Here is a 20,217-nt window from a genome sequence, read left to right as displayed (position 1 = left end):
GATATTATCCGGTATTAGCTCCGGTTTCCCGAAGTTATCCCAGAGTGCAGGGCAGGTTGCCCACGTGTTACTCACCCGTTCGCCACTCATCCACCCCGAAGGGCTTCAGCGTTCGACTTGCATGTGTTAAGCACGCCGCCAGCGTTCGTCCTGAGCCAGGATCAAACTCTCCATTGATGTTCACCGGTAATCCGGTGGAACACAATAAGTGAGCGGCGACTCTCCCGAAGGAATGATCCGGGTATGCCGCCAGCGTCCTTGCTGTGACCTGGGCCCACTGACAGGACCCAGGATTTTCTTCAAAGGAACCACCAACACTGACCGCGACTCCCCGAATGAGGAGACGTTCAGCGCCGGGGGTGTTTCTTTGGCGTTGACTTTTGGCACGCTGTTGAGTTCTCAAGGAACGGACGCTTCCTTCGGTGCGGAATCAACCGCGCCCTCCGGGCGTTTGACGTTCAGTTTGTGTTGCTTTGTGTTTCTCTTTCGCGTCTCCAGCTTAGCACACCGTTTCGGCCGCTTCGCTTTCCTCGCTTTCGGCGTCCGGCGCGTTCCCGCGCTTTCCGCCTTTCAGACTCTAGCAGATCTTCCGACCCGCTTTTCGTCCGTTTGCTTTCCGCCTTCGAAACTTTCGTTCCTTCGGCTTCGGCCCTTCGAGCCTAGCAGGTCTTCCGACCCGCTTCGCCCACCGCTTCGGCTTCGGAAATTTGTTCTTCCCGCTGCTTTCCGCGACCCCCGAACATTAGCGGATCGCATTTCCCACCGTCTAATCGGCGGCAATTCGCGTTCCGGCAATCCGCGGGGGCACCCGAGCACGGAACTACGCGTGTGACGCGCAGGGCGCGGCACACTTCGTTCGAATGATCGGATTCGCCGCCCCGGGACCAGCCAGCGCGAGCATCTGGGCTCGCGTCTGTCTCAGGTCTCCCTGTCGGGCAACTTGGAGGACCTTACCGGTGCCCGGTCCCGACCGCAAACCGGCGCGCACAGGCTCCGTTTCGGGTGTTCGAACGCGAGCAGACTCCCCGCATGGTGACCTCCCGAGCACGACGAGCGAACCCGATCGTGACCGTCATACGCGCCGTGGTCACAGTGATCGTGGTCATCATCGTCCTGCACATCGTTCTGTTCGTCTTCGAGGCCAATCCCGCCAACGACGCGGTGGACACGATCGCCGACTGGTCGGACTGGCTCACCCGCTGGGCGAAGGACTTCTTCACCCCCGACAACCCCAAGGTCCGGGTCACGGTGAACTGCGGTCTGGCCGTTCTCGTGTACCTCGGGGCCGCCGCGCTGCTGGAGCGCCTGGCCCGCCGGGTCTGAGCGCGATCACGATCGGCTCGATACTTCCGTACGGTGGCGGCGCACCAGTCGCGATGATGGGTGCAAGGACCGCATCGCACCGCCACCGACCGGAGGGCCCCATGTCGCTGCTCACCCCGGACAGCCTGGGTGACCTCCTGGGCTTGTTCGACTTCGGGAACGGGTGTGTCACCCGCGTCCACATCGAGGATCCGTTCAGTCCGAACGGCGCCACCGCCCGCGTCCTGGTCGATGCCAGGGATCGCGAACACGGCTGGCCGTGGATTCCCGTGGAGTTCACTCTTGCGGGGCTTCGGGACTACCGGGTCGAACACGGCAAGGGTTTCTCCGGAATGCTCTATTTCGACCCGGTGCTCTCGCGATTCACCGACGAGACCTACGGCGATCTGTTCTATCTGGACTTCGATCCGGTCGACGGGCCCGGAGCCTACGAGCCGGTCGACGCGGGCGACGTCGTCGGTCGGTCGCAGTGCTTCTTCGCCGCGGAGAGCTGTTCGTGGCAGGCCCTGCCGCCCGCGGAGAGCCCTCGACTGAAGCTCATCGGTAACGTTTAGATCTCAAACCTTTCACTCGCTAGGTTCAGCTTCTACGTTCACTCGCACCCGAATCGGCGGCGAGTGTTCGAGTCGTGCACACTCGCCGACCGATTCCTCCGTATTCGGTACGAAGTCGAGTCGAGGACCCATGAAGCTCCAGCGGAAGCGCATCGCCGCCCTGCCCGCCGCCCTCGGCGCGGGCGCCCTGCTCCTGGCCCTGACCGGGAGTGCCGACGCCGCCCCGAAGCACGGTGACCACCGCCGTTCCGTAGCCGGCATGCGGATCCTGCTGAGCAACGACGACTCGATGCAGAACGCCAGGCCGGACGGCGCCGACGGCCGTGGGGTCTACGAAGTACGCCGGGCGCTGTGTGCCGCCGGGGCCGACGTCGTGGTGATGGCGCCGTGGCAGTACATGAGCGGTTTCGGTACCGCGGCCACCGGCGGCGGCGCGCTCACCGTGTCCAGGCGCACCGCGCTGCCGGCCGGCTTCGAGGGCGACTGTGCCGAAGCGCCGAGCAAGGGGGCCGTCTTCGGCGTGTGCAAGGGCGACGCCCCGTGCGGCCCGACGACCCCGAGCGCGACACCGGTGGACACCGTGCGACTGGCCCTGCGCGGCGGTCTCGCCGCCAAGGTCGGCTGGCACGACGGTCCCGACCTGGTGCTCACCGGCATCAACTCCGGGCCCAACGTCGCCTCGGTCACCAACGACTCGGGCACGCTGGGCGCCGCCATCGCCGCGAACGACAACGGCAAGCCGGCCATCGCGCTCAGCGGCGGCTTCGACATGGAGACGTTCAAGGTGACCCCGGCCACCTACCGGGCGTTCGCCGACTTCCTGCCCTCGTACGTGGCACAGCTGAAGGACCGCAACGTGCTGTCGGACCGGTACGTGGTCAACATCAACCACCCGAACGTGGTGCCGGGCGAGCGGATCGGCCGACCGGTCTGGACCGAGATCGGGACCGAGACCGTGGTCGCGATCCGATACACGGCCGAGGCCGACGGCGACACGTTCGCGATCGGCCAGGGCGACTGCGCGTCGCCCGGCACCTTCTGCCGTCCGGAGACCAAGCGGCGGGCCGACTGGACCGAACTGAACAAGGGGAACATCACCGTCTCCGCCGTGACCGGCGACCGGACTCTGCGCGGCGGCGAGGACGACCGCCTGGAGCGATTCGTCACCACCGGCCGCTGACACCGACCGCCCTGCCACGGGGGCGGGGCGCCCGGCGGCTCGATACTGGACCGATGGCAGACAAGCAGCGTCGACGCGGTCGCGCCCCCGAGCCGGTCCGGGCAGAGGTGGCGTCCGGCAGTGTGGAGCTCGAACCCGATCCGGATCGGGCCGGGGCCTGGACGCTGCGGCTGCACGGTTCGCCGCAGTCGCACGTGGATCTGGACGACCCGACCTGGCTGGAGTTCGAGTACGTGCGCCGGCTCGGCCACCTGGTCGACCTGATCGCGGACGCCGGCAAGCCGCTGCGGGTCCTCCACCTCGGTGGCGGCGGGCTGACCCTGCCCCGCTACGTGGCCGCCACCCGGCCGCGTTCGCGGCAGCAGGTGGTGGAGTTGGACGGGGAACTCGTCGAATTCGTTCGGCGCGCGTTGCCGTGGGATCGCACCTGGCAGATCCGGGTGCGCACCGGTGACGCCCGCGAGGTGGCCGCCCGGGCGCCGGGGGCCGCGTTCGATCTGGCCGTGGTGGACGTGTTCGCCGACTCGCGCGTGCCCGCGCATCTGACCTCGGCCGAGTTCGTCGGCGAGGTGGCCCGGACGTTGGCCCCCGGCGGGGTGTACGCGGTGAATCTGGCCGACGGCGGGCCGCTTTCCTTCGTTCGCACGCAGGTGGCCACGATCCGGTCGGTCTTTTCGAACCTGCTGCTCGTCGCCGATCCGGCGGTGTTGCGCGGGCGGCGGTTCGGCAATGTCGTGCTGGTCGCCTCGCACGGCGAACTGCCGATCGCCGAGTTGGCCCGGCGTACCGCCGCCGATCCCTTCCCCGGCCGGGTCGAGCACGGTCCGGCGCTGACCGACTTCACCGGCGGCGCGGCCGTGGTCCACGACACCACGGCGGTCGCGTCGCCGGCCCCGCCCGCGCGTACGTTCGGCAAGAACTGAGCGATGGGCCGGCCCGGACCCGCTACCGTCGCCGCCGGCGCTCCTCCACCCGGCCCTTCAGCAGGCCGACGACCATGAGCACGACCAGGGTCGCGACCAGCAGCACCACGGTGACCGCGGAGCCGAGGAGCACCTTGCCCCGGTCGGTGAGGGTGAAGATCGACACCGGCAGGGTGCGCCACTCCGCCGGGTAGACCATGATCGTCGCGCCCACCTCGCCCATGGACAGGGCGATCGCCAGGCTGGCCGCCGCGGTGATCGAGGGCAGCAACATCGGCAGTCGCACCCGCAGCAGCACCCGAGTCGGGCTCGCCCCGAGCGAGGCGGCGACCTCGGCGAAGGCCGCGTCGGTGCGGTCCAGGCCCGCCGACACCGTCGAGTAGGCGAAGGTCACCACGAGCACCGCGTGCGCCGCGATGACGATCCATTTCGTGCCGTTGAGCAGGATCGGCCCGTCGCTGAAGGCCACCAGCATGCCGAGTCCGACCACCACCGAGGGCACCGCGACCGGCAGGTGGAACACCGCGTCGGTGAGCCGGCGTACCGAGCGCGGCGCACCGCGCGCGGCGATCGCCGCCCACGTGCCGACCACGATCGCGATCAGCGAGGCGCCGAGCGCGGTCTCGATGCTCACCACGAGGCTGTCGTAGTTGGTGCCCGCGGTGGCCTCGCGGATGTTCTCGCTCGTCCAGGACGCCGGCAGCACGCTGTTCCAGTCGCCGGCGAAGGCGGCGATGCCCAGGATCGCCAGCGGGGCGAGCACGAGGGGGGCGAAGACGAGTGCGAACAGCGCCCAGACGAGGGCACGTCCGCTACGCGACCAGACCAGCACGGCCGGCTCCTGTCCGGGAGAAGACGAATCGGTACACGGTGTAGAGCGTCAGCGACAGCGCGACCTCGACCACCGCGACCACACACGCGCCCGGGTAGTCGAAGGTGACCGCGCCCTTGGCGTGCACCAGCATCGGCAGCGTGGTGACGTCCTTGGCGCCGATGAACAGCACGATCCCGAACTCGTTGAGGGTGAGCAGCAGGGTCAGGCTGCCGCCGGCCGCGAGCGCGGGCCATGCCTCGGGCAGCAGCACCTGCCGGATCACCCGCAGCGGGCCCGCGCCGAGCGAGGCCGCCACGTCGAGGCGCTCCCGGGGCACCAGCGCGAAGGCCGCGAGCAGCGGGCGCATCACGAACGGGGTGTAGAAGGTGATCTCGGCCAGCACCACGCACCACGGCGAGTACAGGAAGCCGACCAGCGGCTCGCCCAGGCCGAGCTTGTCCGCCGCCGCGTTGACCACGCCCGCCGTGCCGTACAGGAAGGTGAAGGCGAGCGCGATCAGGAAGGACGGGAAGGCCAGCACGGTGTCCACGATCCTGCTCACCGCGCGCGAGCCGGGGAAGGGCACGAAGGACAACACCAGGGCCAGGAAGAAGCCCACCACCAGGCAGCCGAGCGTGGACAGCACGGCGATCTCGACCGTGTTCCACAGCGCGTCGCCGAACGAGGGCGAGTTCAGTACGTCGCGCCACACGTCGAGACCGACGTTCTCGTTCTTGTCGACGAAGGACTGCTTGACCACGAGCGCGAGCGGATAGAGGAAGAACCCGGCGGCGAGCACGAGCGGCGGGAGCACCCACAACGCGCGGGTCGCGCCGCCGCGGCCCCGCCGCTCGCGGACCGGGGCCGGGGCCGGGGCCGGCTTCGTCGCGATCGGCGGATCGGTCAGCGTCGCGGTCATCCGCCCGCTCCCGCCGGAACCAGGACGCACGGCTCGGCGGGCAGCGCGACGCCCAACCGCTCGCCGAGCGCGGGCACCGCAGCCAGGTCGGTGACGTCGATCCGGATCTCCCGCTCGGCGTCGCCTTCCAACACGCAGGTCAGCCGGTAGTCCGCGCCGCGCCACTGGGTCGCGACCAGTCGCGCGGGCAGCGTGTCCGCCCGGTCGGCCTCGGTCACCCCCAGGGTGTGCGGGCGGGCCACGAGCAGCGCCCGCGCGCCCTCGGCGAACGCCCCGGTCGGGTCGGCCGCGACGGTCAGTCCGCCCACCGCCACCCGCACCGCGTCGTCCCCGGCCGTGCAATGCGCCAGCACCCGCGCGTCGAGCAGGTTGGCCGCGCCCAGGAAGGACGCGGTGAACTCGCTCGGCGGCCGGCGGTACAGCCGGTCCGTCGCGTCGAGGTCGACCAGGCGCGCGTCCCGCATCACCGCGATCCGGTCGGCGAGCGCCAGCGCCTCGGTCTGGTCGTGCGTCACGTACATGATCGCCACGTCGGGCAACTCCCCGCGCAGCCGCTGCAGTTCGCCGAGCAGATCGGCGCGCAGCGTGGCGTCGAGCGCGGACAGCGGCTCGTCGAGCAGCAGTACGGGCGGGCGGATGGCCAACGCCCGTGCGATCGCCACCCGTTGCTGCTGCCCACCGGACAACTCGCGGGGATAGCGCCGCGCGTAGCCGGCCATCCCCACCATGTCCAGCGCCTCGGTGACCCGGCGGCCCACCTCGGCGCGCGAGACCCGGCGGGCCCTGAGCCCGAACGCCACGTTGTCGGCGACCCGCATGTGCGGGAACAGCGCGTAGTTCTGCACCACGACGCCGATGCCGCGCTTGTTCGGCGGCTCGTACGTGACGTCGCGGCCGGCCAGGGTGATCCGGCCCGAGGCGGGCCGGAGGAAACCCGCGACCGCCTTGAGCGCGGTGGACTTGCCCGAGCCCGAGGGCCCGAGCAGGGCCACCGTCTCGCCTCGGGCGACCTCCAGGGTCAGCCCCTCCAGGGCCGTGACGGATCCGTAACGGACCGTCAGGTCCTGGATGCCGATCGCCGATTCGGTCGGCGCGGCACTCGCGACGGCGGACGCGGTGCGCTCGATGGCTGGTGCGGTCATGCGGGTTCCCTCCCTGTCCGCGGTTGATTCCGGACGTGTGCGCCGGCGGTTCAGCGACCGACGGCCTTGTTGTAGGCGGCCAGGTCGGCGTCCAGGTCCTTGAGGACGGTGTCCCACTCCGGCGCCCAGATCTCCACGCCCTCCAGGGCCTTGGTGATCTCGGCGGCGTTCGCGTCGGTCGGCTTGACGTCCTCGCGGACCGGCAGGCCGAGCGCGTCGGCGGAGACCGAGGTCTGCGCCTCGGTGGAGAGCAGGTAGTCCATCAGCTTGCGGCCGTTGTCGGCGTGCGGGGCGCCCGAGGACAGGCCCATGAAGTAGGGCAGCGCGAACGTCGAGGGCTTGCCCGCGTCGTCGGCCGGGAACCAGACCTTGAAGTTGGACTTGTCGTTGTGGATCGACGCCAGGTTCATCTGCAAGTCGCCGTTGGCCACGCTGAGTTCGCCCTTGCCGACCTTGGGCTGGAGCTTGCCGGTGGACGAGGACGGGCCGACGTTGTTGGATTCGAGCCGCTTGAGGTAGTCGAGCGCGCCCTGCTTGCCGTACAGGTGCTGGAGCTGGATCAGTACGGCGGTGCCGTCGCCGGCCTGACCGGGCGTGGAGTACTGGAGCTTGGACTTGAACCGGCCGTCGGTCAGCTCGGCCCACTTGGTCGGCGCGGGCTTGGCGGTGTCCGGGTTGTAGATCCAGGAGGCGTAGTTGTTCACCACGGCGGTGAACCGGCCCTGGGCGTCCTTGCCGGTGGCGGGCACCTTGTCGGAGCCGGCCGGGGTGTAGGCGGTGAGCAGGTTGGCCTGGGCGGCGCGCTGGATGAACGGCGGCAGCGTGATCGCCACGTCGGCCTGCGGGTTGCCCTTCTCCTTCTCCATGCGCGTGACCACCTCGCCGGAGCCGGACTCGACCAGGTTGACCTTGACCCCGGTCTTCTTCTCGAAGTCCGCGAAACGCTTGGTGTACCAGTCGGCGAGGCCGTCCACCGAGTAGACGGTGACACTGCCGGAGCCCTTGGCGGGCGCGCCGCCGGGGGCGGCGTTGGCGGCCGGCTTGGTGTCGTCCGAGCCGCTCCCGCCGGTCCCGCCGCAGGCGCTCGCGCCGAGCACGACCACGGTGGCGGCGGCGGTGAGGCCGAGGATGCGTCGCATGGAGAATCGCCCTTTCGAGACGTCGAATCAGCCCTGGAGCAGGGCGGGAAGATCGCGGATGGAACCGAGTACGTGGGTGGCGCCGGCCGCTTCGAGCGCGGCGCGGTCGTGCGCGCCGGTGAGCACACCGGCGGCGATGGAGGCACCGGAGCGCAGTCCGGTGAGTACGTCGAACGCGGTGTCGCCGACCACGGCGACCGCGCGCAGGTCGTCCACGCCCAGGCGCAGCACCGCGGTGAGCACCATGTCGGGGTGGGGTCGCCCGCGCCCGGCCTCGGCCGGGCACAGGGTGAGGTCGGCGAGGTCGGCCCAGCCGAGCGCGGCCAGGATCGCGTCCTGGGTGGGGCGGCCGAAGCCGGTGGTCAGCGCGACCTTGACGCCGGCCGCGCGCAGGGCGCGGATGGTGTCCTCCGCGCCCTCGATCGGCGCGCAGCGGCCCTCGGCGACCAGGTCGGCGTAGGCGTCCTCGAACGCGAGGTTGGCCGCCCGGGCGCGTTCCTCGTCGCCGTCGAGCAGGGCCCGGAAGACGGTGATCTTGCTTTCGCCCATGGTGTCGTGGACGTAGCCGAGCTTGCGCTCGAAGTCGGCCGTGCCGGGCTCGACGCCGACCGCGCCGATCGCCCGGGTGAACGCCTCGACCACGAGGCCGTCGTCCGCGACGGTGGTGCCGGCCATGTCCAGGACGGCGAGCTGATAGTTCGTCATGAGTGGTGCTCCGGGGGGGCTTTGGACCAGGAGTGGGGCAGGAAGGGGCGGGCGGGTCACAGGCCGACGGTGTCGGCGGTGCGTTCCGCGATCGCGGGCGAGCAGGTCATCCCGCGCCCGCCGGGGCCGGTCACCAGCCAGGTGCCGGGGGCCACCTGTTCGCGGTGCACGACGCGGGTGGTGTCGACGGTCTGCGCGTACACCCCGGCCCAGCGGCGGCGCACGGCCGGCAGTGGTCGGCCGAGCAGGGCCTCGGCCACCTCGACCAGGTGTGCGTAGGGCGCGGAGTCGACGTCGAACGTGAACGGCTCGTCGTACTCGTGGGTGTCGCCGATGGTCAGCCCGCCGTCGAGGCGCTGGACCATCAGCAGCTGCATGCGGTGCTCGGTGGGCACCGGCGCCTGCGGGCGGGCGGCGCGCAGCGCCTCGAGGGCGGTGCCGGCGTAGGCCGGGTAGTAGCGGAAGCTGTCGCCGTCGGCGACCGAGGTGGTCAGCGCCTCGTCGAGCGGGTCGGTCTGCATCATCTGCAGGCGCACCCGGCGCACCGGCAGTGCGGGGGCCAGCTCGCGGACCAGGCCGCTCAGCCACGCGCCGGTGCACAGCACCACCAGGTCGCCCTCGTGCGTGTGCCCGTGGTCGTCGCGCACCCCGGTGCCGGCGGGGAGCAGGTCGCGCACCTCACGCCCGGGCAGCCAGGTGTACCGACCGGAGCCGGCCATCCGGCCGCGCAGCGCGGGCAGCGCGACGCGGGACTCGACCGCGCCGTCGCGCTCGCACCACAGCGCGGCGTCGAAGGCACCGCGCAGGGCCGGGTTGTGGCCGCGCGCCTCCTCCGGGGTGAGCAGCTTCAGGCCGCGTTCGGCGGCGTCCGGCAGGGCGAGCGCCGCCTCGGCGACCGCGACCTCCTCGGCGCCGCGGCACACGGTCAGCGAGCCGTTGGGGCGAAAGCCGATGCCGGGCACGTCGGCGCCGATGCGCTCCCACATCTCGCGGGCCCGCAGCGCGGTGTCCAGTTCGTCGCCGCCGGCGCGGCCACCGATCCACACCAGGCCGAAGTTGCGCACCGACGCACCGCGCGCCTCGCGCTCGCGCTCGATGTGCACGACCTCGTGGCCTCGCTCGATGGCCTGCCAGGCGTGCATGGTGCCCAGCACGCCACCTCCGACGACAATGACTCGCACCGGCTTCCTCCGTGTTCTCGGGGGCGAATGCGACCAGCTTGGGAGTGGCCGATGCCGAGCACACGGAGGCGGTATGTCGTCCGGGTGAACAGTCCGTTAAGGTCCGAACCTGTTACCTCGTCGTTATCAAAGTCGGTCGGTCAGGCCCGCATGCGCGTCGCGAATCCCATCCGATCACCACGAAACAGCGCCCGCACCCGCTCGATGGGCACCCCCTGCGGGTCGTAGGAGGTGCGCATGACCAGCAACATCGGCAGCGCCGGGTTGGTCTCCAGGAGCAGCGCCTCGCGCGGCGCGGCCAGGACGGTCTCCACCGTCTCGTGCATCTCCGCGAAGACCACCCCGAGGTCGTCCTGCAGGCACCTGTACAACGACCCCTCCGGGCGCAGCACGTCCAGGATCGTGGGGAACCGGTCCAGCGGCAGGTAGGTGCTCTCCAGGCCGATCGGCTCGTCGTCGGCGAGCAGCACCCGCTCCACGTGCACGGTCAGGTCGCCGGCCCGGATCCGCAGCCGTTCGGCCAGGTCGGGCTTGGCGACGTGGTGTTCGAGGGTGACCACACGTCGGCTGGGGGTCAGCCCCATCGAGCGCACCGCCTCGGTGTAGCTGCCCATGCTCACCGGCTGCATCAGCTTCGGCGGCGCGACGTAGGTGCCGCGCCCCCGCGCCGAGCGCAGTCGGCCCTCCATCACCAACTCGCCGATCGCCGCGCGCAGCGTGGAGCGGGCGACGCCGTAGTCGGCGGCGAGTTCGCGTTCGGAGGGCAGCAGGGCGTCCTCGCCCAACTCGTCCATGAGTTGGAGCAGGCGCATCTTCACCGTGTGCGACTTGGGCACGCGGCCGTGTTCGGGAACGCCGTCGCGATAGGGACGGGCTGTGGAGTCCGGTCTGGGCACGAAGGGAGCCTATTCGGCCGGCGCCGGGTACGTTCGACCCTTCCACGCAGCACCGCGCCCACGCGCGTGCCGCACCGCCGAGTGCACGGTCATCCCGAGGTAGAGCGTGGCCGCCGCCGGCAACAACACCGCCTCCGCCGCGGGCCGTCCGTAATAGCGCACCATCGGCACATAGGTCGCGGTCATCAGCGCCCACACCGCGAGCCCGAGCAGCGCGAGCGGCACATCGCCGACGACGAGCCCGACGACCAGCGCCACCGGCGCGGCCAGATAGACCAGCGCCAGTCCCACCACGGTGCCGACGAGCAGCAGCCACGAGTGCCGGAGCTGGGCGAACGCGCTGCGCGCGACCATGTTCCACAGGTCGGCCAGCCCCGGATAGGGCCGCACGCTGTCCACGTGCCGCGCCGGACCGTCCGCGAGCACCAGCCGGATCCGGCCGCCGGAGCGCTTGAGCGCAGTGCCGAGGGACACGTCGTCGATCACCGCGTCCCGAATCGCCGCCACCCCGCCGGCCCGCTCCAGCGAGGTGCGCCGCACCAGCACACATCCGCCGGCGGCGGCGGCCACACGGGACGTCGGCCGATTCACCCGGCGGAACGGGAAGAGCTTGCCGAAGAAGTACACGAAGGCCGGCACGATCAACTTCTCCCACCGGGTGTGCGAGCGCAGCCGGGCCATCACCGACAGCAGGTCGAGCCGGTCCCGCTCGGCCTCGCCGACCAGCCGGGCCAGCGAATCGGGCGCGTGCGCGATGTCCGCGTCGGTGAACAGGATCCAGTCCACCTCGCCGACCGACTCCACGCCGTGCCGCAGCGCCCACAGCTTGCCGGTCCAGCCCGAGGGCGGCTCCCCGGGCGAGGTCACGGTCAGCGGCACCCGGGCATCGGCCCCCAGCCGGCGGGCCACCTCGGCGGTCGTGTCGGTACTGCCGTCGTCGACCAGCACCACCCGCGCCCGGCCGGGGAAATCCTGCGCGAGCAGCGTGGGCAGGCTCTCCCCGAGCACTGCGGCCTCGTCGCGCGCGGGCACGATCACCGCCACCGAGGCGCTGCCCGAGGGTGGCGCGGCGGGCCGCGCCAGGCGCACGTCGGTGCGCCAGAACCAGCCGTGAAACAGGGTCAGGTAGACCCAGGCGAGACCGGAAACGGCGGTGATCCACAACAAGACGTCCACATCGGAAGCCTGCCGGCTCCGTCGCGCCACCCGGGCGCTCCTTCCGGGTGAAGTCCGCGCGCGAACGGAGTCCTCCGGTCAAGCGGGCGAGCGCCGGGGCCGATATCGGGTAGGGGAGTTGTCTCGACAGTCGAGGAACTACCCATCGGCAGAAGGGCGGTGCCCGTCATGGGCGACGCGACGACGAAAGATCGGGAGCAGATTCTCGGGGGCGGGGCGACCCGCTGGCAGGGATTCGAGGTCGGCACCCGGGTGCGGGTGCAGGTGGGCCTGAGCACCGGGCACATCGGCGAGGTCTGCGAGGTGTTCGCGGACGCGCACCGGCCGCCGCTGTCCCCGTATCAGTGGTATTCGGTGCGTTTCGCGGACGGCCTGCGCCCGCTGTACCGCCACGACGAGCTGGTCGCGCTTTCGTAGGTCGTCTTCCGCCCGTCCCCCGGCCCCGGCCGGCCGGCCCGCGGCCACCGCGTGCGCCCGCACCCCGACGGCGGGCGCGCGCGGCATGCGGCGGGCCGCGCACGTGCCGCCCGAACGACCCCCTCGGCCGCGTGTCCAACGACACCGTCGGTCGGGTCTTGCGCTCGCACGCCCGCCGGGGCAGGGTGCGGGCACGGGATCTGAAAGGGCGTCAGAATGACGATCAAGCTGGGCGTGATGGCGCCTTTCGCGGACGGTCTGATCACCTCCGGCGGTTTCCTGCGCGACTTCGCCGGCACGCTGGAGGAGTGCGGCGTGGAGTCCGTGTGGACCGTCGAACACGTCGTGGTCGCCGAGGACTACGAACCCCTGTACCCGTATTCGGATTCCGGCCGCACCCCCAGCGCGGCGGGTGTGGTGCCGATGCCCGACCCGCTGGAGACCATCGCCTTCCTCGCGGGCGCCTCGCGCACGCTGCGCTTCGGCACCGCGATGGTGGTCGCGCCGCTGCACAGCCCGGTGGTGCTGGCCAAGCGGGCCGCCACCATCGATCGGCACTCGGACGGCCGGTTGTTGCTCGGCCTGGGCATCGGCTGGCAGAAGGAGGAGTACGCCGCGGTCGGCGCGGCGTACTCCGAGCGCGGCGCCCGGCTCGAGGAGTGTGTAGGCGCGATGCGCGCGCTGTGGGCCGACGCGCCCGCCACCTTCCGCGGCAGGTTCACCACCTTCGAGCGGGTGCACTGTCTGCCGCGCCCCGAACGCGGGGCGGTACCGGTGGTGCTGGGCGGCAACAGCGAGCCGGCGGTACGCCGGGCGGGCCGGATCGGCGACGGCTGGTTCCCGTACACGATCACCCCCGACGAGTTCGAGGCGCGCGCCGAGTTGCTGCGCGCGAGCACGGCCGCGGCCGGTCGGGCCCCGGACACGGTGGAGATCACCGCGTGGCCCGGCTCGTGCGATCGCGACCTCCAGTACGACCCGAACTGGGTGCGCCGGTTCACCGACGCGGGCGCGAGCCGCCTGGTGTTCGCCCCCAACCCGACCGAACTGGCCGGGCCGCGGGGGTTGCGGGTGTTGCGCGAGCGGATCGCGCACTACCGCGAGACCGTCGCGGACAAGCTGTGAACACCCCCGCGGCGCCCGTCCCACAGACCGTGAGCATCCTCGACCACGTGACCCTGACGAACGATCAGGTCGCCTGGTGGCTGGGCCAGTTCCATGATCGTTACCTGCCGGGCGCGCAACGCCGCGGGATGCGCCTGGAGCGGGTCTGGCGCTCGCCCGCGGGTCGGGACGCGACCACCGTGCACATCCTGTGGATCCTGCCGGGGATCCGCGCGTTCTACGCGATGCGCGGCGCCGCGGCGGCCGATCCGGAGGTGGCGGCGTTCTGGGCGGCCACCGACGGTTACGCGCTGGAGCGGCAGCGGCGGGCGCTGCAACCGGCCGAGGGCGGCTCGGGGGTGTCCGCGTGAGGCGGTGGGTGGTCCGGGCGGACGGGCCGCCCGCTCCCGGGTCTTCGGTACTCGCGGCCGAGGGTCTGTCGGCGGGGCCGGATCTGCCCGGCAGCGTCGGCGGCCTCGGCTGGTCGTGGGATCTGCGCGCCGATGCCCGGCCCGAACTGCCCGCGTCCGCCGACGCGATCGTTTTGCGGCCGGTGCGCGCCGGGTTCGTGCCGCTGACCGGTCCGCGGATCAAGCGCACCCTGCTGCTGACCGTGCGCGCGGGTACTCCCGCCGACGTGCTCGCGGAGTTCGAGTCGGATCTGATCGCGATGCCGGAGCACATCGGGACCATCCGCTCCTGGGCGCTGTCCCGGGTGGACCCGGTCGGAGGCGGCACCGCGTGGACCCACGCGTGGGAACAGGAGTACGCCACGATCGAGGGGTTGACCGGCGAATATCTGCTGAACCCGTATCACTGGGCGCACGTGGATCGCTGGTTCGACGGCGAGATACCCGGGGCGATCGTGGAACCCGTACTGGCTCACGTCTTCCGCTGGAGCGAATCCCCGGTGCTCACCGACGATCTGCCCGGAGAGTGACCTGACCGGTCGTCAAATCCGGTGCGAGACAAGGGCAACCAACAGGTGGGTCCACTCACGGTCGGTGAACCGCAGGACCGCGCAGGCCCGTTGCTTGGAATCGCGCACCGCGACCTCGCTGGGCCGCCGGTTCACCACTTCGACGCAGTTTCCCTGCACGCTGCTGTAGGAACTCCGTCGCCACGTCGGTGCGTAGGTTTCCTGCGACCAGGTCGCCATCGGCCCGTCACCCCTGACTTGTCGAGGTCCCGCCGCCGGGCGACACGAACCCCTCCCCCAGGTGGGAGCCGACCTCCATGTGAGGGTCAGGGACATCGCCCGAGCGGGTGAACCGTGTACACGCGGACACCGAAGTGGCGGCGAGAGTTGCACCGCCGGGTTTCGTGGAGCATCCTACCGAGCACCCTCACTTTACGCGCTTACAAGATCACTTAAAGCGACGGAACGGGGCGGGGCCGCTTGCGGGGGCAAACGCAGCCCACGCAACAGGAGGTAGCCGCATGACCACCCTGGCCGATCCGGAAGTGGCGGACGAGGCGGACGAGGTCAGCCCGACCATCACGCTGCCGGCGATGCCCGCGTGCGTGTCCGCCGTGCGGGAGCATGTCCGCGTGGCGCTGCGGGTCTGGGATCTCGACTCCTTGTCCGACACCGCCGTACTCCTCGCCTCCGAACTGGCGACCAACGCCGTGCGTCACGCGGGTCTCGGACGCCCGTTCAGCGTCGTGGTCCGCCGGGATCGCGCGCCCGGCGGGGCCGCCTGCGTGTGGATCGAGGTGCACGACACGGACGCCCGTGCACCCCAGGTGATCGAGGCGGCCGACGACGACACCACGGGCCGCGGCCTGATACTGGTCGAATCGTTGTCCGACGGCTGGGAATCGGTGCCCGAGCCCGGCGGCAAGTGTGTGCGCTTTCGGCTCGCGATGACCGCCTGACCCGCCGCCGGTCCCCGCGTCGGCCCGCGCCGCCGGGTCACTCCCCCGGTACGCCCGCCCGGGACGGCGGGACGTGGACCGGCAGTTCGTGCACGTGCGCCCGGCCCGGCACGAGCGTGTCCACGGCCAGCCGGCCCAGGTGCGGGTGGTGGGTGAAGACCACCACCTGGAACCGGTCGGCCATCGCGTCCAGCACCGCGAGCATCGCCCGGGTGCGGCCGTCGTCGAAGGTCATCGCCACGTCGTCGAGCACGATCGGCATCGCCCGCCCGGCATCGGCGTAGGTGTCGAGCGAGGCCAGCCGCAGCGCCAGGTAGAGCTGATCGCGGGTGCCCTCGCTCATCTCGTCCACCCCGAGCACATCGGCCCCGGACCCGGCGCCCGCGCGCCGCGCGCGCAACACCGGCGCGCCCTTGCGCCCCTCGGTCTCCACCACGAGCCGGTCGAAGCGACCCCCGGTGAGCGCGGTGAAGACCTCCTCCGCCCGGGCCAGGACCGGGGCCTGGTTCTCCTTGCGGTAGTCCTCCATGCACCGCAGCAGCACCTCGCGGGCCAGCCGCAGCCGGACGAACTCCTCGGTGTCCTCGGCGATCGCGGCGACCGTGCCGGCCACCTCCTCCTGCGCCTGTGCGGCGGCCACCGACTCGCGCTCCAGGTCGAGCACGCGCTGCCGGCGTCGGCCCAGCGTCTCGCCGGCTTGCGCGTAGGCGGCGTCGGCCTCCTCGACGCGGCGTGCGGCGTCCTCGATCTCCACGTCGAGTTCGTCGGGGGCGTAGCGTGCGGCCTCCTGTTCGACCTCGGGCGACAGCAACGCGCGGTGCTCGGCCAGCGCGGCTTCCAGGTCGCGCACCCGGGCCGAACGCTCCACCGCGGCGCGCAGGTCGCCGAGGTCGGCGGCACCGGACGCGGCGACCAGCGCGCCGAGTTCGGCCTCGACGCGGGCCGCGGTGTCGCGGCCCGCGCGCAACGCCCGGTCCAGGTCCGCGATGCGCTCGGCGAGTCCGGTACGGGCCGCCTCCACGCCGCGCGCCGCGGTCAGCTCGCGATGCAGGTCGAGGACCGCCGCGAAGGAGGGTCGGCCGGTGGGCTCGCTCGGCGCCGGGCGCCCGCACGCGAGGAACGCCTCGGCCGCGCGGGCGCCGAATCCGGCCACCCGGTCGGCCGCGCGGATGCGCCGTCGGTCCGCCTCGTCGGCTCGTCCGACCGCCGCCGCCACCTCGGCCAGCGTGGCCACCGCGGCGGCGATCGTGTCCGGGCCGCCCTCGGGCAGGTCCAGCTCGCTCGCCAGTTCGTGCCGCCGCCGCTCCCAGGCCGCCCGCTCGCCCTCGGCCCGCTCCGACTCGGCGACCGCCTCGGCGAGTTCGGCCTCGGCCTCGCGCACCGTCGCGATCGCCGCCTCCCGCTCGCGCACCGCGTCGGCCAGCGCGTCGCGGCGCGCGTCGGCCTGCGCGATCAACGCGGGCAGCGTGCTCGTCCCGGTGGGCGCGCCGGACTCGGCCAGCGCGGTGCGGAAATCGGCCACCAGCGCGGCGACCCGGGCCCGCCCGGCGGCCAGCCGGTCGCGCACGCCCCGCGCCTCGACCTCGACCCGGGCCAGTTCGCCGATCGCGTCCAGGACGGCGACGGCGTCGTGCGGGTCGGGCGCGGGCAGGCCGCTGGGCGCCCACGCGCGGGCCCAGTCCGCGTCGAGCTCGGCCGCCCGTTCGGTCGCCGCCGCCCGTTGCTCGGCCAGCCGGGCCAGCGTGCGCTCGTCGTGGGCGAGGTCGGCCTCCAGGCGGCCGCGCCGCACCGCCTCCTCGGCCCGTCGCGCGATGTGTCCGGCGATCTCGTCCGCCGCGGCCACCGCGCGCTCGTAGGCGTCGATCCGGTCGTCGGTCAGCGGCGGGCTCGCACAGATCAGCGTCCACAGCCGGTCGCGCTCGGCCCGGGCCGCCGTCCAGTCGTCGGGGGTGGGCGGCGGGTCGGCCAGGGACGACTCGGCCAGTTCGCGAAGGCGCCGGTCGTGCTCGCTCAGCAGCGCCCGCTCGGCCGCCGTCGTCTCCTCCAGCTCGGCCCGGACCCGCTGCAGCCGGCCCAGCCGGTCGGCGACCCACTCGCGCCCGGGCAACCGCAGCCGCGCCGGGTGCTCGTCGGCGCGCACGTCCAGGTCGGCGAGGCCGTGTCGGCCCCGCAGATCGGCCGCCTCGTGGTCGAGTTCGGCCAGCCGACGCTCGTCGCGCGCGACGTCCTCGACCGGATCGCCCGGCACCGACCGCAACAGCGCGCGCAGCACGGCCGGGTCGGCGGGCTCGGGGATCGCCGCACAGGCCGCGCGCGCCGCGTCGAGCCGGGTCCGGCGGTGCGCGACCTGCTCGACGGCGCCGGCGAGTCGGGCCTCGCACACCGTCAGGTCGTCGCGCAGCGCGGTGACCCGCGCGGCCACGCCCGCGGGCAGCTCGTAGGCGGTCGGGTCGTCGAGGGCGCGGTCCGGGCGCACCCGGGCCAGCAGTTCGGCCGCCACGCCCCGGGCCTCGGTGGCCTCGGCGTCGGCGTAGTCGGCCTGTTCGACCGCGTCGCGGATCGCCGCGACGTCGGCGTGCAGCGCGTCCACGGCGACACCGGCCGCCAACAGGTCACGATCCGCCCCCGGTTCGGCCCACTCGGCGCGGGCCCGGGCCGACTCCCGCTCGATCCGGGCCAGTTCCGCCGCCGCCTCCGCGGCCCGCGCGTCGAGCGCGGTCAGCGTCGCCGCCACGTCGGCGCCCACCGGCGGCCCGCCCGCACTCGTCTCGGCCAGCGCGGCGTCCAGTTCGGCCCGCTTGGCCAGCACCGGCAGCGCCTGGCGGACCCGGTCGAGGCGTTCGAACCGGACCCGCGCGTCGCTGCGGTCGCGGCCCAGCCGGTCGCGTTCCTCCTCGGCGCGCCGGCTCTCCTTGACCGCCTCGCCGAAGACCGCAGGGGCCAGGCCGTCGTCCTGCACCCGCTTGCGCAGCCGGCCGAGTTCGACCAGGCCCGCGTTGATCCGCTGGTTCTTGCCGCGGATCTTGTACAACTGCGCGGCACGTTCCTCGAGGCGGGTCAGCACCTCGCCGAGCCGGGCCGAGGAACGCGATTCGAACAGGGCCCGGCCCACGTCGCCCTCGCCGCGCAGCAGTTCGGCCCCGCCCGCGCGCAGCCCGGCGTGGTCGAGCGCGAACACCCGGCGGAAGTCGTCGCGGCCCACGCCCGCCAGCATCCGGGTCAGCTCGGCCTCGGCCAGGACCGATCCGTCGGCGCGGGTGAGCGGGTCCCGGTCGCGCTTGTGCCGCACCACGTCGAGCACCCGCCCGTGCTCGTCGCGCACCAGCGCGCCGAGCTTGAGGTCGCGCATCGCGTGGACGAAGTCGTACGAGGTCTGTCGGTCCATCCCGTAGAGCAGTTGGTCCAGGGCGTGCCGCACGGTGGACTTGCCGGCCTCGTTCGGGCCGCTGATCACGTGCACGCCCGGGGCGCCGAGTTCGATGTGGCGGTCGGTGAAGCAGCCGAACGCGATCAGGTCGAGCCGGTCGATCCTCACGCGTGCTCCCCGTCGGTCCCGGTGACCAGCGCCGTGAGCAGTTCCACGGCCTGATCGAAGATGTCGGCGCGCCAGGCCGCGTCGGCGGGGGTTATGCCCTCCTCGGCGACCTTCGGGTCGAGCGTGCGCATCCCGGGCACGGTCCGGACCAGTTGCTCCAGCGCGGTCGGGTCGGCGCGCAGCGCCCTGGCCGTCCGGGCCAGGTCCTCCACCAGCGTCGGCACCTCGAACCCGGCGTCGGCCAGGTCGGCGTGCCGGGTCTCGAGGCGGATCTTCTCCAGCCACACCCCGGAGAACTCGGCGGCCAGCGCCCGGGTCTCGAACACGAATCGGCGCTCGTCGCGCCACAGCGCCTCGTGCGCGTCGGTGGCGCCGGTGATCCGCACCCGGCCGGCGAGGAGGCGGTCGCCGGCCGCGCCGCGCTGCTCGGCCAGGGCGCGCCGGACCAGGTCGAGCACGTCGTCGACACCGCCGGCGGTCGAGGCGTCGACGTCCAGGCGGGCCCAGCGCACCACATCCAGGTCGCGGTGCTCGACGGCGGCCCGGCCGTGGTCGTCGACGGTGATCAGCGTCGCGCCCTTGGGCCCGGTCTCGCGCGCGTGTCGGCCCTGGATGTTGCCCGGGAAGACGATCCACGGCTCGCGCTCGTGCACCACCTCGCGCGCGTGCACGTGGCCGAGCGCCCAGTAGTCGTAGCCGCGCGAGACCAGGTCGCCGACGCTGCACGGCGCGTAGGTGGCGTGCCCCTCGGCGCCGGTCAGCGCGGTGTGCAGCAGGCCGACGTTGAACATCCCCCCGCGCGGCGCGGGATAGGCGAGCGCGAGGTTGTCGGTCACGTCCCGGACCGCGAAGCCCTGACCGTGCACGGCCAGACCCAGGTCCTCGAAGGCGACCGTCTCGGGGCGCGCGGTGGAGAAGCGGTGCACGTTGGCCGGCAGCCGCAGCTCCCGGGTGATCCGGCTGTCCGCGTCGTGGTTGCCCGCGACCAGCAGGACGCGGATGCCCGCCTCCTCCAGGCGGCGCATCTGCACGCCGAAGAACAACCCCGTGTGGTAGTCCTTCCAGTCGCCGTCGTAGATGTCGCCGGCGAGCAGCACCGCGTCGACCGCCTCGGCGAGCGCCAGGTCGACGAGGTTGACCACGGCCCGCCGCGCCGCGCCGCGGATCTGTGCCGCGGGGGCGCCCTCGTAGCCGGAGAGGCCGCGGAGGGGGCTGTCGATGTGCAGGTCGGCGGCGTGCAACAGCTTCATGAAGCGGGGCGCCTCCGGTCGGCGATCACGGGCAGCCAGGATAGGCACACGGCACCGACACGGTGGCGGTTTCGGCGGGAC

20 protein-coding genes and 1 rRNA gene are annotated in these 20,217 nt (G+C 72.4%); 9 read left to right on the top strand and 12 right to left on the bottom strand.

Annotated features, from left to right (window positions below; translation table 11 throughout):
- Positions 1–177, bottom strand: a 16S ribosomal RNA gene (locus ACFRCG_RS17070); the annotation flags it as partial.
- A gap of 888 nt (positions 178–1,065) precedes the next feature.
- On the opposite strand from ACFRCG_RS17070, the gene ACFRCG_RS17065 reads away from it, so the two are divergent.
- From ACFRCG_RS17065 to ACFRCG_RS17050, 4 genes are all read left to right on the top strand, one after another.
- Positions 1,066–1,323 carry a hypothetical protein gene (locus tag ACFRCG_RS17065; protein WP_380003164.1) on the top strand — a complete coding sequence of 86 codons (258 nt, stop codon included), beginning with the start codon at positions 1,066–1,068 and terminating at the stop codon, positions 1,321–1,323.
- 101 nt (positions 1,324–1,424) lie between these two features.
- On the top strand, positions 1,425–1,877 hold the full coding sequence (locus ACFRCG_RS17060) for a hypothetical protein (protein ID WP_380032234.1): 453 nt from the start codon (positions 1,425–1,427) through the stop codon (positions 1,875–1,877).
- 130 nt (positions 1,878–2,007) lie between these two features.
- Positions 2,008–3,057: a 5'/3'-nucleotidase SurE gene (locus tag ACFRCG_RS17055; protein WP_380032233.1), complete on the top strand. Its 1,050-nt coding sequence runs from the start codon at positions 2,008–2,010 to the stop codon at positions 3,055–3,057.
- 53 nt (positions 3,058–3,110) lie between these two features.
- Complete coding sequence (locus tag ACFRCG_RS17050) at positions 3,111–3,980, top strand: spermidine synthase (protein WP_380032231.1); 870 nt, start codon at positions 3,111–3,113, stop codon at positions 3,978–3,980.
- 22 nt (positions 3,981–4,002) lie between these two features.
- On the opposite strand, the gene ACFRCG_RS17045 is transcribed toward ACFRCG_RS17050, so the two are convergent.
- The 8 genes from ACFRCG_RS17045 to ACFRCG_RS17010 form a co-directional block, all read right to left on the bottom strand.
- Positions 4,003–4,812, bottom strand: coding sequence for an ABC transporter permease (locus tag ACFRCG_RS17045; protein WP_380032229.1), 810 nt, complete (start codon positions 4,810–4,812; stop codon positions 4,003–4,005).
- On the bottom strand, positions 4,793–5,713 hold the full coding sequence (locus ACFRCG_RS17040; RefSeq protein WP_380032227.1) for a 2-aminoethylphosphonate ABC transporter permease subunit: 921 nt from the start codon (positions 5,711–5,713) through the stop codon (positions 4,793–4,795). Before ACFRCG_RS17040 ends, ACFRCG_RS17045 begins: the two co-directional genes overlap by 20 nt.
- Positions 5,710–6,855 (bottom strand): ABC transporter ATP-binding protein, encoded by a 1,146-nt coding sequence (locus ACFRCG_RS17035; protein WP_380032225.1) that lies wholly within the window; start codon positions 6,853–6,855, stop codon positions 5,710–5,712. The genes ACFRCG_RS17040 and ACFRCG_RS17035 overlap by 4 nt, the downstream gene beginning before the upstream one ends.
- A 50-nt stretch (positions 6,856–6,905) precedes the next feature.
- Positions 6,906–7,994 (bottom strand): 2-aminoethylphosphonate ABC transporter substrate-binding protein, encoded by a 1,089-nt coding sequence (locus ACFRCG_RS17030; RefSeq protein WP_380003171.1) that lies wholly within the window; start codon positions 7,992–7,994, stop codon positions 6,906–6,908.
- Between the two features lie 27 nt (positions 7,995–8,021).
- Positions 8,022–8,699 carry a phosphonatase-like hydrolase gene (locus tag ACFRCG_RS17025; protein ID WP_380032223.1) on the bottom strand — a complete coding sequence of 226 codons (678 nt, stop codon included), beginning with the start codon at positions 8,697–8,699 and terminating at the stop codon, positions 8,022–8,024.
- A 56-nt stretch (positions 8,700–8,755) separates the two neighbouring features.
- The gene (locus tag ACFRCG_RS17020; RefSeq protein ID WP_380032221.1) at positions 8,756–9,880 is read right to left on the bottom strand and encodes a TIGR03364 family FAD-dependent oxidoreductase; all 1,125 of its coding nucleotides are present in this window, start codon (positions 9,878–9,880) and stop codon (positions 8,756–8,758) included.
- 140 nt (positions 9,881–10,020) lie between these two features.
- Positions 10,021–10,698 carry a GntR family transcriptional regulator gene (locus tag ACFRCG_RS17015; protein WP_371863057.1) on the bottom strand — a complete coding sequence of 226 codons (678 nt, stop codon included), beginning with the start codon at positions 10,696–10,698 and terminating at the stop codon, positions 10,021–10,023.
- A gap of 87 nt (positions 10,699–10,785) precedes the next feature.
- Positions 10,786–11,952 (bottom strand): glycosyltransferase, encoded by a 1,167-nt coding sequence (locus tag ACFRCG_RS17010; protein WP_380032248.1) that lies wholly within the window; start codon positions 11,950–11,952, stop codon positions 10,786–10,788.
- Between the two features lie 168 nt (positions 11,953–12,120).
- On the opposite strand from ACFRCG_RS17010, the gene ACFRCG_RS17005 reads away from it, so the two are divergent.
- The 4 genes from ACFRCG_RS17005 (at position 12,121) to ACFRCG_RS16990 (ending at position 14,413) form a co-directional block, all read left to right on the top strand.
- On the top strand, positions 12,121–12,369 hold the full coding sequence (locus ACFRCG_RS17005) for a hypothetical protein (protein WP_380032219.1): 249 nt from the start codon (positions 12,121–12,123) through the stop codon (positions 12,367–12,369).
- A gap of 216 nt (positions 12,370–12,585) precedes the next feature.
- On the top strand, positions 12,586–13,494 hold the full coding sequence (locus tag ACFRCG_RS17000; protein WP_380032217.1) for a TIGR03619 family F420-dependent LLM class oxidoreductase: 909 nt from the start codon (positions 12,586–12,588) through the stop codon (positions 13,492–13,494).
- A gap of 47 nt (positions 13,495–13,541) precedes the next feature.
- Positions 13,542–13,844 carry an NIPSNAP family protein gene (locus ACFRCG_RS16995; protein WP_380003178.1) on the top strand — a complete coding sequence of 101 codons (303 nt, stop codon included), beginning with the start codon at positions 13,542–13,544 and terminating at the stop codon, positions 13,842–13,844.
- Entirely contained in the window at positions 13,841–14,413 is a 573-nt protein-coding gene (locus tag ACFRCG_RS16990; protein ID WP_380032215.1) for a Dabb family protein, read from the top strand. Before ACFRCG_RS16995 ends, ACFRCG_RS16990 begins: the two co-directional genes overlap by 4 nt.
- Positions 14,414–14,425: 12 nt before the next feature.
- Here ACFRCG_RS16990 and ACFRCG_RS16985 read toward each other — a convergent pair whose 3' ends face one another.
- The gene (locus ACFRCG_RS16985; protein ID WP_380032214.1) at positions 14,426–14,632 is read right to left on the bottom strand and encodes a DUF397 domain-containing protein; all 207 of its coding nucleotides are present in this window, start codon (positions 14,630–14,632) and stop codon (positions 14,426–14,428) included.
- 281 nt (positions 14,633–14,913) lie between these two features.
- Here ACFRCG_RS16985 and ACFRCG_RS16980 point away from each other — a divergent pair, with 281 nt between their 5' ends.
- Positions 14,914–15,351 carry an ATP-binding protein gene (locus ACFRCG_RS16980; RefSeq protein ID WP_380032213.1) on the top strand — a complete coding sequence of 146 codons (438 nt, stop codon included), beginning with the start codon at positions 14,914–14,916 and terminating at the stop codon, positions 15,349–15,351.
- Between the two features lie 37 nt (positions 15,352–15,388).
- Here ACFRCG_RS16980 and ACFRCG_RS16975 read toward each other — a convergent pair whose 3' ends face one another.
- Together ACFRCG_RS16975 and ACFRCG_RS16970 are read right to left on the bottom strand one after the other, a co-directional pair.
- Positions 15,389–18,886, bottom strand: a complete 3,498-nt coding sequence (locus tag ACFRCG_RS16975; RefSeq protein ID WP_380032212.1) for an AAA family ATPase — start codon at positions 18,884–18,886, stop codon at positions 15,389–15,391.
- On the bottom strand, positions 18,883–20,136 hold the full coding sequence (locus ACFRCG_RS16970) for an exonuclease SbcCD subunit D (protein ID WP_380032211.1): 1,254 nt from the start codon (positions 20,134–20,136) through the stop codon (positions 18,883–18,885). Before ACFRCG_RS16970 ends, ACFRCG_RS16975 begins: the two co-directional genes overlap by 4 nt.
- Between the last annotated feature and the right edge of the window lie 81 nt (positions 20,137–20,217).

The organism is Embleya sp. NPDC056575 (genome assembly GCF_042793325.1).
In the GTDB taxonomy this organism is placed as follows: Bacteria; Actinomycetota; Actinomycetes; order Streptomycetales; family Streptomycetaceae; genus Embleya.
Note: the sequence above shows the minus strand (reverse complement) of the source record. Positions and strands in the feature narration are given on the sequence as shown.